Annotated in this window: 13 protein-coding genes and 2 pseudogenes; 1 reads left to right on the top strand and 14 read right to left on the bottom strand. The window is 33.4% G+C overall.

The features are described 5' to 3' along the window. Window positions 1-173 precede the first annotated feature (173 nt). From IW510_RS12175 to IW510_RS12165, 3 genes are read right to left on the bottom strand one after another with little or no spacing between them, the layout of a single operon-like run. Window positions 174-515 carry a DUF7006 family protein gene (locus IW510_RS12175; RefSeq protein WP_202060015.1) on the bottom strand — a complete coding sequence of 114 codons (342 nt, stop codon included), beginning with the start codon at window positions 513-515 and terminating at the stop codon, window positions 174-176. A gap of 9 nt (window positions 516-524) precedes the next feature. Continuing rightward, entirely contained in the window at window positions 525-833 is a 309-nt protein-coding gene (locus tag IW510_RS12170) for a hypothetical protein (RefSeq protein ID WP_202060014.1), read from the bottom strand. 10 nt (window positions 834-843) lie between these two features. Beyond that, window positions 844-2,580: an InlB B-repeat-containing protein gene (locus IW510_RS12165; RefSeq protein ID WP_202060012.1), complete on the bottom strand. Its 1,737-nt coding sequence runs from the start codon at window positions 2,578-2,580 to the stop codon at window positions 844-846. 293 nt (window positions 2,581-2,873) lie between these two features. On the opposite strand from IW510_RS12165, the gene IW510_RS12160 reads away from it, so the two are divergent. Beyond that, on the top strand, window positions 2,874-3,914 hold the full coding sequence (locus tag IW510_RS12160) for a BtrH N-terminal domain-containing protein (protein ID WP_202060010.1): 1,041 nt from the start codon (window positions 2,874-2,876) through the stop codon (window positions 3,912-3,914). Window positions 3,915-4,079: 165 nt separating this feature from the next. On the opposite strand, the gene IW510_RS12155 is transcribed toward IW510_RS12160, so the two are convergent. The 11 genes and pseudogenes from IW510_RS12155 to IW510_RS12110 form a co-directional block, all read right to left on the bottom strand. Beyond that, window positions 4,080-4,490, bottom strand: coding sequence for a pyridoxamine 5'-phosphate oxidase family protein (locus IW510_RS12155; protein ID WP_202060008.1), 411 nt, complete (start codon window positions 4,488-4,490; stop codon window positions 4,080-4,082). A gap of 528 nt (window positions 4,491-5,018) precedes the next feature. Then, window positions 5,019-5,888 carry a GNAT family N-acetyltransferase gene (locus IW510_RS12150; protein WP_202060006.1) on the bottom strand — a complete coding sequence of 290 codons (870 nt, stop codon included), beginning with the start codon at window positions 5,886-5,888 and terminating at the stop codon, window positions 5,019-5,021. 47 nt (window positions 5,889-5,935) lie between these two features. Further along, complete coding sequence (locus IW510_RS12145) at window positions 5,936-6,733, bottom strand: hypothetical protein (protein WP_202060004.1); 798 nt, start codon at window positions 6,731-6,733, stop codon at window positions 5,936-5,938. Window positions 6,734-6,894: 161 nt separating this feature from the next. Next, window positions 6,895-7,329, bottom strand: coding sequence for a TetR/AcrR family transcriptional regulator (locus tag IW510_RS12140; protein WP_236674735.1), 435 nt, complete (start codon window positions 7,327-7,329; stop codon window positions 6,895-6,897). A 39-nt stretch (window positions 7,330-7,368) separates the two neighbouring features. Next, window positions 7,369-7,491, bottom strand: a pseudogene (locus IW510_RS21480) (TetR/AcrR family transcriptional regulator); the annotation flags it as partial. A 71-nt stretch (window positions 7,492-7,562) separates the two neighbouring features. Beyond that, window positions 7,563-8,375, bottom strand: coding sequence for an aminoglycoside phosphotransferase family protein (locus IW510_RS12135; RefSeq protein WP_202060002.1), 813 nt, complete (start codon window positions 8,373-8,375; stop codon window positions 7,563-7,565). Window positions 8,376-8,856: 481 nt separating this feature from the next. Then, a pseudogene (locus IW510_RS12130) lies at window positions 8,857-9,153 on the bottom strand (tyrosine-type recombinase/integrase); the annotation flags it as partial. 178 nt (window positions 9,154-9,331) lie between these two features. Beyond that, on the bottom strand, window positions 9,332-11,272 hold the full coding sequence (locus tag IW510_RS12125; RefSeq protein WP_202059998.1) for an NACHT domain-containing protein: 1,941 nt from the start codon (window positions 11,270-11,272) through the stop codon (window positions 9,332-9,334). A 223-nt stretch (window positions 11,273-11,495) separates the two neighbouring features. Beyond that, window positions 11,496-13,472, bottom strand: coding sequence for a hypothetical protein (locus tag IW510_RS12120; protein WP_202059995.1), 1,977 nt, complete (start codon window positions 13,470-13,472; stop codon window positions 11,496-11,498). A gap of 104 nt (window positions 13,473-13,576) precedes the next feature. Further along, a complete protein-coding gene (locus IW510_RS12115; protein ID WP_202059993.1) occupies window positions 13,577-14,659 on the bottom strand; it encodes a hypothetical protein in 1,083 nt (360 codons plus the stop codon). A 209-nt stretch (window positions 14,660-14,868) separates the two neighbouring features. After that, a complete protein-coding gene (locus tag IW510_RS12110; protein ID WP_202059991.1) occupies window positions 14,869-15,045 on the bottom strand; it encodes a restriction endonuclease in 177 nt (58 codons plus the stop codon). Between the last annotated feature and the right edge of the window lie 999 nt (window positions 15,046-16,044).

Genomic DNA, 16,044 nt, shown 5'->3' with positions numbered 1-16,044 from the left:
TCCTTCTTTTGCCTAGTTATAATAAAGCTTATATCCCCATTATAAACGGTTTACAAAGAAATGAAAACGCACACAATAATCCTAGGGCATCTTAGATACTCTGCTTGCCCTAGGATTATCCGGTAACTCTCTTTTTCGAGATAGTTCTTCTATACCAATCTCCATAAACTTTGCTAAAAAAGAAGCGAATATTCTCCAATTAACTCGGTATTTATCATTTCAACAGAGAACATCTCATACTCTCTTTCAATCAATGTCACTATTTCCAGCTCGGTCAAATCTAAACAGCTCTCTTCTATCTGTTCTAAATAGAAGAGGAACAATTGTAGTTTAGACTCCAATTTCAAGCAGCGGAGAGCAGACTGAAGCGCACTCGTTTGTGATTCTTCAACCAATAATTCTTTCAGTTCGTTTCTTAACATTTTATAGTAGTCACTTAGCACCTTATACTTAGAAATATCTTGTTTTTCTACAAATGAGTCTAACGCTTTTAACTTATTCTTATCTCCATCCATAGCAACCTCCTACTTTTTTAGTTTCGAATACACGCAATGTTCATAATCAATAAACGCACCATTTTCTGCATTAGAATCTGAGCAAACAGGAAGTATTATTTGAAACAGTCGAACCCATTGTTCTTGTTCAGTAATTACCGACTGCTTTTCATGAACAAGCTCTATTTTTACTTGTGCAACAACCCCTTGATTTTCAGACCAAATAGCCTTTGAAGATTCAAGAGTCTTCCGTTCATTCACAAGAATAAAGACAACAACGGCTAGTAAATAAACCATTGCTGCAAAAATCATTGCCTTTTCTTTTCTTATAAATGCCATCATCTTCTCCCTATCTGTAGCTGATAGTAAACACAATATTCCCCTCATAATGCCCAGCTTGTGCCCTTTTTGGATTTTCAAATGAAAGCGTTTCTTCTCTCTCAATCGTTCCATGTTCGGATGGTATGACTAGAATCGGGCCATTGATATCTGAACCAAGCCAACTTAACTGCGCAAAACATTCAATTTCAAAATCAGACTCATGCTTGAGAATTAACTGGTTGTCTATTGAGATTGATGTCTCCAAGCGATTAATCTCAACAGACAATTGTTTATTGCCGCGATTCACACCTCGGATTTTAAGGTCAGGGTGCGTATTCAATGTAATCCGTTCAGGAATAATGACTGTGTAATCCTCTATCCACTTAGCATAAGCAGTCTTGGATTCTGTTGCCAATTGATTAAAATCAAACAGTTCGGTATAGTCGTTGTCGCTATACCAGCCATCGAATTGATAGCCCTCTTTTGTTGGTATTTCAGGAACTTGCCAAAAATCATTTACTGTAACTCTCTGAGCAGGAATTTGACTTCCACCATTTGTCTCAAAGCTTAAATCATAAACAGCTATAACACGTACTTCAACATCCTTTTGCACCGTGTCATAATAATAACGAACAGAGTCTGTACGAGGTTTGTCGGTGTCCACCATATGACTAAGGGATACCTGTTGCTTATCAACAGCATTTCCATACTTATCTGTTACCGATTCAATATTCTCATATAGGTCCAATGCGGCATATTGAGGAACCTCTATCAAATGACTTTTTAAAACGAGAGCAGTCTCATCCATATTGTAATCAATGGAATAGGTTCCACTGTAACGGATGCTGTTATTATCAATAATAGTACTTAATGAAAAGTCAAAGGTGAACGGCTCTCGCTTCCCTGTTCTAGTAAACAAACCCGTTCTGGAATTATAGGTCATCCCACTTGATGAAATATTCGAAACAGTAATAGCGCTATTCCCTCCACCCGTTGCAATTGCGGTTTGAACAATCTGATTATCTGCAAATAAAGTAGACAAAGATAACTGTTCATTGGGCGCAGCCACTTTTGAAAAGCGTTGATTTCTGAACGCATTAGCATCTATACTGTCTAACTTTTTTCCAAATGATAGATTTTTTATCTGGTTCCCGGAAAACGCATCACTTTCGATTCTCAACACATTTTGCCCGGGGATGTCAACGGAAGTAATTTCGTTATCCCTAAAAATGCTTCTTCTATACCTCCGCACCAGCGCTCCGCCGCTAACTGAGGTAATTCCCTTATTTGCAAAAACAGACTCATCAATATCAGCAAACGTCAGCCCATTCACAAACTTGGGTAAAACAATATCTGTCACCTTACCAGGAGTAAAAGAGACAATCTTGTATGAATCCAAATATGTCGCAGCCATCCCACTATCTTCAGTAGGTACATAGCCGCCACGAGCATATCCAATTCCCGTTCGTTCATCTACAGAAGTTTTATATGGCTCTATCTCGATATGATCAAGAGAATCCTCCACATTTTCAACTGCTTCAACCAAAGAAAAGTCACTCTCTATTTCGTCTACAATCTCTTCAGTAGACTCCTCTATTTCACTTGCCCCAGACAATTCCTCTTCGACTTCAAAGGATTCCTCTATTACCTGTTCCTCCTCTTCCTCTTCGGAATCCCCCCCATTTACACGCCACTCCATTTCTTGATTGGCTAACACTTGTCCCGGCAGGACTGATCCTAAAATTGTGACACCTACCAAACTCATATAAAAAATTTTTTTCTTTTCTATTGCCGCTCCTCCTCCACGCTAACATAGTCTTAGAGTAAGAATACCAAATAGAAAAAGCTTCATATTTGCTTTTTTTTTAAATAGTTAAAATTTTCAGCAAGTTCACCCAAACTTCTATGACGTTGCAACAACACTTCCTATTAGTAACACAAATGGTTCACGCTTAAATGGCCGTGTTACGTCTATTTTATCTATTGACTCTCTCCTTAGGAACGAGTTTATACTGAAGCTGTAAGGTAACGCACTATGAAAAAATAGGAGGAGATTTCATGAAACACATTATAAAAGGCTTCACTCCCACTGGTGGAGATCATTGTATTACTCATGCACTAAAACAGCTTTTCGCTTATCACGGTTATCCACTTTCTGAAGCAATGCTTTTCGGTTTAGGTGAAGGGTTGGATTTTACGTATATCAACCTGCAGCATTCACCAATGATTTCGGGTCGCTCAAAAATTCTTGAGTTCGAAAGAAAATTGGCAGACAACCTCGGCATTGCTCTGACCATTCAAAAACCAAAGACGAATGAACAGGCTTTTAATGCTGCCAAAAGAAAATTGATTGCTAATCAACCGCTGCTAATCTACACAGATATGGCCTATCTTCCTTATTTTTCACTGGAAAGTGAGAATCATTTTGGTGGACACGCAGTTATTCTCTATGGCTTTGATGATGAAAAGCAGCTCTTTTATCTCAGCGATCGGGATCACTCTGATTTTCCTATTCGAACACCTTCTGGGTTAAGTCACGAGGACTATCATCTGATTTCATATAATAATCTGTCACTTGCCAGAGGCAGTAAGTATCGTCCTTTTCCCGCGAATAACAAGAGTATCAGCTTCGATTTTTCGTCCTATCAGCCTCCTCAAAAAACAGTTCTCCTTACAGCTATTAAACATACTGTTGAAAAAATGCTTTACCCGAGTGCTAAACTGAAGGGGATTCAAGGAATAGAAAAATTTTCTAAGCAGGTGCTTAGTTGGAAAAAATTTGATGCTGGGAAGCTGCGGACTGCCGGTGCTACCAATTATTTTCAAATCAATAAGGATGGTGGGACCGGTGGTGGAATTTTCCGCAGTCTATTTGGCAGATTTCTGATTGAAGCTGCAGCGATTCTTCAAGAAAGCCGCCTTGAGAAAAATGGTACTGCTTTTATTGAGTTAGCATCTTCATGGGATCGTCTTGCTGATGATATGTGGACACTTCATACAACTGCCGATCAGGAGCTGCTTCCTGTAATGTCTAAAACAATTGAGCAGCTGTATTTACGCGAGCTTACACTTTTAAAAGAATTGGAACAGCTCCTTTAAGCTAAGTTTTCTATGAAATACACTAAAATAAGTCTCCACCAGATACATCTACTCTGGCAGAGACTTATTTAATTGCTTTTTATGGGATACAGGAGAATGATACCGGCATTGCCAATTGCTAAAACTGGCGTTTCAAGTAGAAATACAGAATATCAAGGATATCACTTAAAAGTTTTCTTCAATTTGCTCAAAATCCGTTGAGCCATTTTGGTGTACCTTTGCTGTATACACATCAAAGGATACAATGACAGGGTTCTTGTGGTTGAGAAATTTTTGATAATCATTTAGTCTTTCCTCAATCACTGGGTACCCATCTATTGGATGGACAGAAAAGACCCCCTTCAATAATAAGCTTTCGTGTTTGTCTTCATTATAGCAGCACACATTTCCTTTACTGTTTTGCTTAATGTTCTTAACTGTACCACCGTCTCCATCTACGTAAAACTTTAGCGTGTAAAAATCGAGCCTGGCAATTGGTTTAGATACAACAATTGTGTTTGGAAATCCATTTCTATCAACAGTAGAAAGCAAAAAAGAACGAGTATTTTCTATCAATTTACGAATTTCATCAATCACAATCATCTCTCCCTTAAGGTTTTTCTTTATTATACCTGATGTTCTAAGAATACAACACAATTATCCACTGTATATAAGCTCTTAGATAGTTATCTGGAAATATATCATTGCCGCCAACTACAGCTCTTACGATAATTTGTTCTGTTATTTCTTTTGTAAATATAAGTCCGTCAAGGAACTTCTATTCATTTTTACATATCAAGGGTTTAGTCCTCAAAAAAAGACCTCTTAACTGAGGTCCTATAGTTATTTCTCATTTTCACCTTTGCACTTCGGACACCTGAAAATCCATTTATCTCCTTTTCTCTTACTTGAAACAACATTTACATCTGGTGAAATGCCATGTCCGGATTTCTGTAACTCAAAAAGGCTAACTCCTATAAAGCTATGACCACAATTGCATTTAATTTCCATATGCATCAAACCCTCTTTTTGATTTCATTATACCACCAAATGTAAGCGCTTCAAATCACTTTTTTATTTTTTTAACCGGAAAGTTTGGAATACTACAGAAGATAGTCAAATTATTTATTTTGGTTTATCGCTATCCAGAATCATCTCGTATTGCGAAGTCGTTCGCTTAAAACCGATTGTCTGCAGCAACTCAATTTTATCCTTCAGCTCAGTATCAATGTTCACAAGACTCAATGTACTACTCTCGGTTTTATCCTGCAATGCAGCCAATAACTGTTGCTCAATCCCTAAATTTTGATATTTTCCATGGACAGCCAACTGCGGTACATCGCCCGTTTTTTTATCAACAATCCCATAGCCGACTATTTTTCTATCAATTGTTGCCAACGCATAGAAAAAAGCAGCTGGGGTGTTTTTGATGGATGCAATTGCATTTTGCCAAGAAGGTGATGACTTCCAAAATGTTTGGACCAATGCCCAATGTTCATCTGACAGTTCCGTTACAAAAACAATGTTACTCATTTCTTTTTTAGGTCCAGCAATTTTCTGTTCAAGTTTAAATACATCAAAGCTTCTTACTATTCTAAACCCTTGCTTTTGATAAATATCAAACGCTGTCCTATTTTCCTGAAGAACTTCTAAAATATATTGCATCACTCCTGCTTCAGAAAATGTTTGCAGCACAAACCGAAACATCTCTTTTGAGAGCCCTTGTTTTCTACTTGAAGGAACAATCCCTGTCATTACGTCATACGCAGTAAGGTGACCTTCTATCTCCCTGAGTCCATTCAATACAAATCCCACTAATTCCTTATTATGAAAGACGCCTACTGAGACTTCCGGAGTAAACCCTCTTCTTTTTAGCATGTTTTTATACTCTTCCAGCGACAACTGAAACTGCACTGCATAATCAGAAAAGGCCTCTAAAAATGTTTGATAGAGTGTTTCGACTGGAATTTTTTCCAATGTTTGATAATGAATCATTTTCATCCTCCTATTTGTTACTCATTGCCATTTACTATAAAATCTAATCAGTCTAGTCTATCAGATTGAAATCCCCTATATAAGAGCCATCCCCCAACACTGAGTAAAATGCTGCCTGTAATACCAAATAGTAATACAAATAACAGAAATTCTTTTGTAAACACTATTGCAAGTAAAAATATAATGCCCATTGCAATAAGCATAAATCCAGATGATTTTGATGTTCCACCATTTGAAGTAGTTTCATTGTCATTTGATACATATTCTCTGGAAAAATCATCAAAATAATCAGGGAAACCCTCCTCCTCTTCAGGATATTGGTATCCTAACTTTTCCATGAAATCTAATATCTGCCAATCCTCCTGACTGTGCTTATCGTCAGGATAGGCTTTCCCTTGACCTTCCGTCTCCTCTGGCCAGGACACAAGATAGTTTTTTATACTATCTTCCTCAACATTAAAATATTTGGAGAGTACTACACTATTGCCGGAATATTTTTGCAGTTCTTCCAGTGAAGGATTGGAAAGCGACCAATACGGACGTGTGCAAAACATATCAACCTCTTTGCCGTTATCATATAAAGTGTATCCCCAATAGTCACTATCATAAACATAAATGGATAATACTACCCCAGTTGTCTCACTAGAAAAAAAATATGAAAAACCATTCCCCTCCATACAACTGTCATGATTAAATAGTATCACCACCGCGTTGTCTTGTTGCTCAACTACACATTCATTTAGCTTTATATAACTATCCTTGCCCTTTATCCAATTGTATAGAGACCCCTGTACTTCAGATTTCTTGCCGTCCTTTACAATCGCTATATCAATCATGTTCCCCATAATAAGCACCTCCGAATATCTATGATGACTGTTTTTCACTTTTATTCCTTATAGATAGCCCCAAACCTATGAAAGCAACTACTTGTACAATAACAATAGTAAGCACGACATCACTTACTTCTAAATATATAGGATTGTGTACCTTAAAAGAACTAAACCAGCTATTTTTCTATATTCCCATGATTTTGAATAAACACTTCAATATGATTGGTCAACATGCTCTTTAGTTGTTCAAATTCAGTCGTTGCTGAATCGCTTTTGAAGAGAAGTAAAAAAAGTGGTGAATAAAAGTTTAATGCCATAATATATGCATCTGTGTGAATAAATTTCCCCTTCTGAATCAACACAGTAAAAAGAATGGTGATATAATTTAACGGCATATCAATAAATATTTCATTGAACAGCTCTGCTGCACGAGGACTGGAATATTGCTCGATGACTAGCATTTTTCTAAACTTAGACGCAATATCGTCTTGTAAATAGAACTCAAACAAATCAATGTACCTTTGTGCCAACTCCTGTACATCAGTATTTTCATATTCTTTGATTGTTTCTGTTGTTATAGGGAAGACATAGGTATTATTAGCATTTTTCAACCGATCAGTGACCTGAACTAAAATCGTGTCAAATATTTCCTGTTTACTCTGGTAATGATTATAAAGTGAGCTGTCCTTTATACCGACAGCTTTAGCAATTTCCTTTACTGAAACTCCTTCATATCCGTGTTCTGAAAATAGATTTAGCGCTTCTTTCCATATAAGCTCTTTTGTATTTTTTATAATAATTCCCTCCGTTTTTTCATCGTATCGCTTAGCCGGCGCTGACTCTACTAGTCAGCTTCGTCATTCAACAGCAGTTTTACCTTCTTTAACAATGTATCTGCTTCTTGTTTTGGCAGCCATTCCTGTAATCGTGAGGCCATAATGACTAGGCGCCATTCGTCAATTTCAGGAATTGTTTGTTTAGAAAGTCTACAGTATTCTTTAAGGTAAGCACGATTCATTATTTTTTGTGGAATAGAAATGAGCTGATTGATGATGGCAGGTACTCTAGGAATGACAGCAAGCTCTAACATCATTGAAGTTCTTGCAACGTCTGCTAGTGGATTTCCGCTACAGCAAGTCATCCAGTCAATAACTTTTTCTTTCCCCTTTGTATACATGATATTATCTGGATGGAAGTCAAAATGACAAATTCTATTTTGAACAGGCAATAGGGATAATTTATAAAGAATTCGTTCTTTTTCTTTCACGTCTAACTTGATAGATTCAGAAATACTGGTGGATAGCGTCGTTATCATGTTGGGAATATACTCCCCAAGAACCTCTTTTTGATGGATAGTGAAATGGATTTGAGCCATTTTCAAGCCATACTTCTTTATGTTCCAAGGTTTCTTCAGTGACAGCTCAAGCAAAGTTGGTGCTGAAACTTTTTCGTAGACGATTCCCGGTCGGTCATCTATAGCTATCATTTCAAAAGCTTTAGGCAGGTTGGATAATGATTTTGCCAGCTCCTGATTTATCATAAATTCCTTTTTGCATGTCTCTTCAGTAAAACCTGATTTGAATAGCTTTAGGATTTTGTTATTCGACCACTCAAAAACCTCTGCGGTATTCCCTTCTGAAATCAGCTTTCTCTCCATTACCTTAGCCTCCTTTGACATAGTTTTTAGTGTAAAGAATCTTTTCAAACAAACACTAGTGTTCACTAGTTTCATTTTATTTTACTAGTGAACGCTAGTATTTGTCAATTCACCTTGAAAAACAGATAAAAAATAAAAGAACGCTTAAGAGCTCTTGCGTTTTCTGTACTAGAAAAAAATCTGGTTAATAGTCTTAAACTAATATATATAGATAACAATGATTATTTTATATACATACAAAAAACCCCTTGATTTCTCAAGGGGTTCAATCTCATTCGATAATAATGAATTAACGACGGATTTCTTTGTTGTGTGCGAGAGTCATTCTATTAACTGGTATTATTGATTTTTCAACTTAAATTTGACTACAGTTGACTAATGTCAATTTTTGTCATGTTTTTACAAAGCCTAATTCCACGATGCTTCCACAGATTTTCGGAATAATCATTTTTATAGTCAATCTATTAAAATGTCGTCAGCCTTAGCCTTCTAAATATTTAAAAGCTTCTAATGGTTTTAAACGTTCTTCTGAAGTTAGATGGCGATAAATTTCTGATGTTGCTTTATTCGTATGTCCTAAACGAACTCTCAATACATCCCAACTGCAATGTTCTGCCACTAAACTGACCATCGTATGTCGGGCTAAGTGTGTTTGAAAAGGCTTCTTAATACCACAAAGAGCTACACACTTTTTAACGTGATTATTTACATACTCGCGCCTAAATAGAGCACCTCGTTTAGGTGGGTCAAGATAAACAAATAAGTAGAAGTCATCCACTTAGATTTTTAGGATGTCCTCATAAAAATTTGAGTATTTTCTTTGTTCTTGTATACACAGTAAAAAACCATATCTAGAGAATCAGATACGGTTTAAAATATGAAAATGAGATTTTTTTCTTTGATAGCAATCAACATGCTGTAAAAATTATTAATAAGCGTCTACCAGCAAAAAATATTTAGAATTCATCATACTCGAAAAAAAACAATTCTTCCTTTTCAAATTCTCTTCGTTCTTCTAAAAGTTCTATCTTCAGTGGATCAAATTCTGCTATACTTTTATATCTTGCCGATTTTTTAACTAGAGTGTAAAGAACTGGATTTTTTTCAATAGTTTCCATATCAAGTTCAAATCTGAAATTTTGGTAACTATTTTCCTTTATTGTTGATAAGTATTTCTCTAAATCATCTTTGCTATAATTAGATTGTTTTACTAAATTAACTATTTCACCTTTACTTAAAGTTATTAGTGGTTTCAGCGCTATTCCTCCAGCATTTGGATAATTATTTCCATATTTATGCTTAAAATTCAATCTAATTAGAACTTGTCGAACTCTATTTTTATAATGATTTGAATTGTGAGACATGTACAATTCGAATTGATTGCTCCCCTTTTTCTTTACATCAAAGGTGTAGATAAAGTAATGATGGAAATCTATAAAGTTTTCACTATTTTCAACAGACTCAATCAATGGTAATAAAATTTCTAAATCAAGCGACTTAGTATTTTTGAAAGCATCTAGTTCATAAATATAATCGAAAGTTGTTGTAAATAACCTAACATTAGAAAATAGTTTACCATTACTTGAGAGAATATATTTTGATAAGAAACTTTTCTTCCCTCTTTCTGATAATTGATAAATATGATATGCAGCAAAAAATTCTTGAAAAATGTTATGCACAAAATAATAATTTTGACCCTCTTCGTATAACAAACATAGACAAACTTTGAAATCATAGATAATGTCTTTCTCAGAAAATTCAGCTTTTTGATTTACCCAAGAATAGTTTTTTATTATTAATCTGACATATGTTGAGATTGTTTCTTCAGAAAATTCTTTTGATTGAGCATTAGAGTGAAAGTAAGTAATAAAGCAAAATGCTGAAAAAAACTGTAACATTTGCTCTTCATTAAACTTAGAACGGTATTCTCTTTGATAACTTAGTTTTGCAGCATCATGTTGTTCATATAAAACTTTGAACGCATCAATTAGAAATTTACTGATATCTTTAGGGAAATTAGGATTTTGTTTAAAAACTTTCAGCATTAAAACTAACAATAAAGGGTTAGATGCTATAGATTTGTATTTTTCATAAAGCCCTTCATCTAATTGAGCAAGAAATTCTTCTTTAATTTCAGGAAGGTATTCGACTTTCCTAATAAAGCTGATAGCATCAGCTTTTGTAAATCCTTTTAATTCTAAGCGGGAGAGAGAAACAACATTTTCTAGATTTCCTGTGGGCATCTTTCTGCTGGTGATGAGAAAGTTATTTTCATCATATTTAGTCATAAATTCATCAAATTCTAACATAAACAACTGGTTTTTTGCAGAAATAATTTCATCATATGCATCAAAAAGAAATAGAAATCGACCTTTTTTTAACATGAACTCAAATAGATCGTACCCCAAATCAAAGCCCAAAGTATTCATCTCGCTATAAATAAATTTAGACAATTTTCTTCGTTCATGTTTCTCATTGTTAAATTTACGAAGTTCTACATAAACTGGTATTTTTTGTTTACTATTTTTTTCATCAAATAAAATCTTTAGCATTAAATACCTTAATAAAGTCGATTTTCCTTGTCCTCCATGTCCTGTGATCCAAACATAATTCATATTATCAATAAACTGTAACAACTTATCCGCTTTGATTTCTTCTCTTTCTTGAAACAAGGATGTAGGCTGGTAAATTTTAATTAGATCTTGCTCTCTATCATTAAGAATTGTTCTAATAATTCTGTACTTTTTTTCACATCGTTGGAAATATGTTTTAAAATTTTTATTGTATTTAGTCTCAAATTGTTCCCATTTCCCAACTGCTTCATTTACTATCCCTTCACTTAGTTGCTCTAGATTATATGCAAGTAAAGTCGTGGTTATCAACTCTAAAACCATCATTACTCCTCCAATTTATTCAAATATTGATATTTTAATTGAAATGATCATTCGTTGTATAATCAACTGACTCTAAAATAATCATCTTGTAATACTAATGTCTGTTCAGTTAATATTTATTAATATTGGAAAAATAGTATATTAACTTCTGCTAACTAAAAAAACTTTATACATAACTCTATTAAACGTATTAAAAATTATGAATTAGGTACCCCTGAAGATTTTCTTACTTGTTATCTTGTGTCTTTTTACTGATGTATATGATTTCAAAACCTATTTTTCCAGCAATTTCATTGAGTCTTTCTTCAAATAAACTAAAATCTATTAAATCTCTATAATTCTGTTCCTCTTCCCTCATCTCTTTTCTTGGATAGTAACCTTCTACTATTGTTATATGCTCTATTTCTGAAAGTCGATTAGTCTCATAATCTGAGATGGTTTTGTATTTCACTTGAAAAATTCGCATCAAACGCCAAAACTCAATGAGATCTACATCATTTAACTCTCTAATCCTTTTTTTTATTTGCTGACTCCACTGATTCGAATATATCCAATTCCTTTTCTCAGCAAGAGTTGCTAGAATGAGCAAATAAGGCTTCTTAGTTTCATTTTGATATCGTTCATCCTCTTCTAAGATGTCCTTTGCATCATTATGAAATAGCTCCTTTAAATTAGAAAACTTTATCAACCTATAATGATCATAAAAGTATATTTTCTGAGATAACTCAAATGAGTTTAAATAATTAGTTTCAAAAAAATCAATCGTGTTTTTAGCATTCTCAAGATCACTGTTAGCACTAAGAAAAAGCTGGTTTCTTTTTTGTATTTCTTGCACAATAAAGTCTATCAAATTCGACTGATTATTATCTTTTAATTGTTGAAACGCTACTCTTTCAATTCGAACTATTTCACTAGTCAAATTTATCTTTTCACCATTCATATCAGACAGTAATATTTCTTGATTAGTATGAGGCCACCATTCTTTATATTTACTGATTACAAATTGGAAAAAGTCATCACTACTTTTTCCATATTTAATAATGTAATCTTTCAATTTAGCATCATCTTCCAACATGTTTTCCGCTTCACTAATACTTAAATTTGAAATGGTTTCGAAAATGAAATAACCCTGTCTATTTTCTCCAAAACTTGCTGGGTAACCTGTATTATTAAATAGAATTTGATAAATTGTTTCTTCAAGATCATTTTTAAACTTCATATTGTCTTGGTCTGCTACAGTGAATAAATTTTCACTAGGTAAATCACTGCTTATTTTTTCTTGAAATTCAGGTATCCAGCCATTTAGTAGCTGCTGGTAATAATCTTTATGAAATAAGTATAAATAAATTACCGTTAATTGCTGATTTATTTGAATATGTCCAAATTTTTCTCGCTCAAAAAATTCCAAATTGACATAATCATTAAAGTGTATTTGCTCTCGTATATTTCTATTTTCATTGATAAAAATAGCTTTTAATTCTTCTAACATTTCTATCTCAAACTTTTTTTCTATTTTGATAAAATAGCTACTCCAAATAGATTTTGGATGTAATGCATAAGGCAAGTCAATCTGCCTATCAATTATTTTCTGTAAATAATTATCTCCGTTCTTAGTGATCTTTGTAAAGTCACCCAGAAACACAATTGGTAACTTCCCGTTTAAAATATTAAATAATTTGTATGCATCCTCTTGTTTTTCTGGAATAATTCTATCAAAATCATCAATTATCAATGCTTTGTTACTGAAAATGAAGTTACATCTATTAAATATTGATACATAAATCTGGTCTGATTTAATCTGTAGAAATTGCATAGTTGCAACTATTAACGCAATCACTCCAAATATTTTAATAAGTCCATCCAATCCCCAGTTCGTTAGTAAAGTTACAAATCCTAAATTTGTAAACTCTGTCATTAATAAAGAAAGTCCTACACATAAAATAATAATTAGCTTTAAAATAGTAGGGTTCAATTTGGTAAACTTGTCAAAAGCTATATTTATTACAGTTCGATCATCTTTTATATTCCATAGATCAAGATAAACGAAATCTTTATCTGAAATTCTCTCTACTCCTTTTGTAAATCTAGTCTTTCCTGATCCCCAAGGACCATTTAAAAAATAAGTTTTATTATCTTTTAGCAGTTCTGAAAAGTTTTTTTCTGCGACTTCTGTAGATACATCTGCAATTTTAATCTTTTTCATGACATCTCCTCTCATTGAGTTTCTAACTCTTTAAATCCATTAACGTTTTAAACAATATGAATTTAATTCTTTATTTGACTATAAAATTAATCAAACTGATTTTTTCATCTGTCAAAAATTGAATCTATTTCATCTTGATAATTCAAACTTTCTTGTGCCTCTAATCTTGCACGATCTTCTTTCAAAAGTTCAGGAGTATATAGTTCTTCATCATCTGAGTTATCATAAATCTCTACTACAATATCATCAAAATCTATGTCTAAAATATCCGATTTTTCTATTGTATCTTCTACTTGCTCCCAGTTTATAAATTTGATTGGCTTTAAATGGTTTGTTATCTCATCAATACAATACTGTTTAATCTGATCTTTTGCTTCTTCCTCAATTTCGTATTCATTATATTCTACTTCCCCATCAGAATTGATTTCTTTGTTATCATTGACAACATCTTCCATATCCGTATTATCTAATATTTCCGCGATAGAAAGATTCATCATCCAATCTGATATCTTTTCAAGAATAGTTTCGTTAAAAAATGCTAAATAGTCTTTTATATTACCAAGATGCATTACTCGCTTCTCATGTAACTTTTTCCATAGCCTATTAACTATAGTGGAAAGATCTTCTAATTCAATTTTATTGATTATTTGCTTTAACTTATCCCTATTTGAGAGATACTTGGAAATGTTATAATATTGATATAGCTCTTCTTCCAATAGTGTCATGAAAATATCTGATAACATATCCTGTTTACTGTATAGATGAGCTATTTTCGATTCATAGCTAGTTAAAAAATTATCTATATATACTTGATAACCAGGCTTCATAACTCTATTTTTTGTAGCGATAACCGAAAGAATATAAGTCTTTACTGCAAAAGAATCAAATTCGAGCTCTAGTATCTTTTCGTTTAACAGCATTTTTTTCAAAATTCTATTCGCATCTTCCTGATCATAGCATCGAAAGATTTGTTCAAAGTGTAAAATTGATTCCTTCATCCTCTCTAATTCAACTTGATTATCATAAAATATTTTCCGTAAATAATCATTTACGGATGGATTTGATACACCTATAACTTTGTTACCTTTACTATCAAAAATTGTAATCATTGATCCATTTAGCCTGCTCAATACTAACTCAAACTGGTTAATGCTAGTATCCAGATTGTGAATACCACTGATTCTCATTTCAAAACATCTTTTTAAAACCTGATAGTCTACAACAGTATCGGTCAATGAATACAAAACCAACATAAAATGTCTGTCAATTGCCTCAATTCTTTTTGAAAATTCATTTTCCCAAATCCTATTGGGGAAATTAAGATTCTCAATTACAAAATTATAGTAATTTTTTTCGCTAATATTTTTTAAAACTCTTTTTTTAGTAATGTATTCAATTATCCGAAATGTTTCACTTGAACTATCACTTTGTGTGGAAATTCGTCATCTGCAAAATCTATTCCTCCATCCTTTCCAGATGAGTAAGTTCTTAATTCCAAATTTAATTTTCGTTGCATAACATCTCGACACAGCTCTTCAAATTCTACATCATTTAAACTGGCATAGTTAAACATATCCATACTTCTCCATTTCAAATGTACTTAATTTAATTATACTGTATAACTAAAATTATGACAGTAAAATTAATATCTTTTAGTACAAAAAATCCCACTAAAAATCAGTGAGATTCCTTAAATATCTTGAACATTCAGACTACTTTCTTCTTTATTCCAAAGCAAATGTTACATAGTCACCTGTTAATGGATTGAACCGTATTCGTACGTTATCCCTTATCTTTGTATAGTCTGAAATGTATCCTTCACACATATATCCAACCATCGATTTATAATCCAAAGCCGGATATATTGAAGCACTGCTAATTTTCTTATCGTCACTTCCGTCTTCATTTTGTATTAATTTGTACCTTTGTATAGACTAAGATCCATTCATAGCCTTTAGGAGCTACTTCTCTTCTATTTTCTGTTCTTCTTTCATTTTTTTCTGCGACGCAGTTAATTTGGTTCCGTCAGCATTTTCTACTGTTTTAGTAATCTCCAATCCATAGAATCAAATCTTTATTGGATGACCTATAAGCCAGATACATCATTTGGATATTTCTTCTTAAACTGCTAATATTCTCTCACTGAAAAGATTCTACGATTCGCTATAAAGTTCTTAATTTCGAGATTGCATTTGTCCTTCTAAGTAACTCGTTTATCTATTCTCATTTCCTCGATTGTCCTTTCCAAAATGGTTTTAGAAAGTTCGTCATCAGTCCTTTATACACACATAGGTACATGGATTGGGTTTTTCTCCCATTTTAACAACCCAACCTCTAATCTGCTAAACTCGGTCGTCGTTTTGGTATTTCTGTATTCAAATTTGTGCTCACAAAAAATAATGAAAATCGTCAATTACAGAAAAATTTCACTTTTTGACGAAATGAATGAAAGTAATTATCCACCCGCATAGCGGGTGGCTTTTTAATAGCCCTAGAAGGGCTCATTACTTGCTGCTCCCTTCAAGGGAGCTTTTTAAGAGACCGCCAACCGCTATCTCTCTATTTTTTTCTA

This window comes from Enterococcus sp. BWR-S5 (genome assembly GCF_016745255.1).
GTDB lineage: Bacteria > Bacillota > Bacilli > Lactobacillales > Enterococcaceae > Enterococcus_L.
Note: the sequence above shows the minus strand (reverse complement) of the source record. Positions and strands in the feature narration are given on the sequence as shown.

Bases quoted from the DNA above. Each gene is read 5' to 3' on its own strand.
- IW510_RS12165 (WP_202060012.1), bottom strand. From the start codon at position 2,580: ATGAGTTTGGTAGGTGTCACAATTTTAGGATCAGTCCTGCCGGGACAA.
- IW510_RS12160 (WP_202060010.1), top strand. From the start codon at position 2,874: ATGAAACACATTATAAAAGGCTTCACTCCCACTGGTGGAGATCATTGT.
- IW510_RS12110 (WP_202059991.1), bottom strand. From the start codon at position 15,045: ATGTTTAACTATGCCAGTTTAAATGATGTAGAATTTGAAGAGCTGTGT.
- IW510_RS12120 (WP_202059995.1), bottom strand. From the start codon at position 13,472: ATGAAAAAGATTAAAATTGCAGATGTATCTACAGAAGTCGCAGAAAAA.
- IW510_RS12115 (WP_202059993.1), bottom strand. From the start codon at position 14,659: ATGAGAATCAGTGGTATTCACAATCTGGATACTAGCATTAACCAGTTT.
- IW510_RS12170 (WP_202060014.1), bottom strand. From the start codon at position 833: ATGGCATTTATAAGAAAAGAAAAGGCAATGATTTTTGCAGCAATGGTT.
- IW510_RS12145 (WP_202060004.1), bottom strand. From the start codon at position 6,733: ATGGGGAACATGATTGATATAGCGATTGTAAAGGACGGCAAGAAATCT.
- IW510_RS12135 (WP_202060002.1), bottom strand. From the start codon at position 8,375: ATGGAGAGAAAGCTGATTTCAGAAGGGAATACCGCAGAGGTTTTTGAG.
- IW510_RS12150 (WP_202060006.1), bottom strand. From the start codon at position 5,888: ATGATTCATTATCAAACATTGGAAAAAATTCCAGTCGAAACACTCTAT.
- IW510_RS12175 (WP_202060015.1), bottom strand. From the start codon at position 515: ATGGATGGAGATAAGAATAAGTTAAAAGCGTTAGACTCATTTGTAGAA.
- IW510_RS12125 (WP_202059998.1), bottom strand. From the start codon at position 11,272: ATGATGGTTTTAGAGTTGATAACCACGACTTTACTTGCATATAATCTA.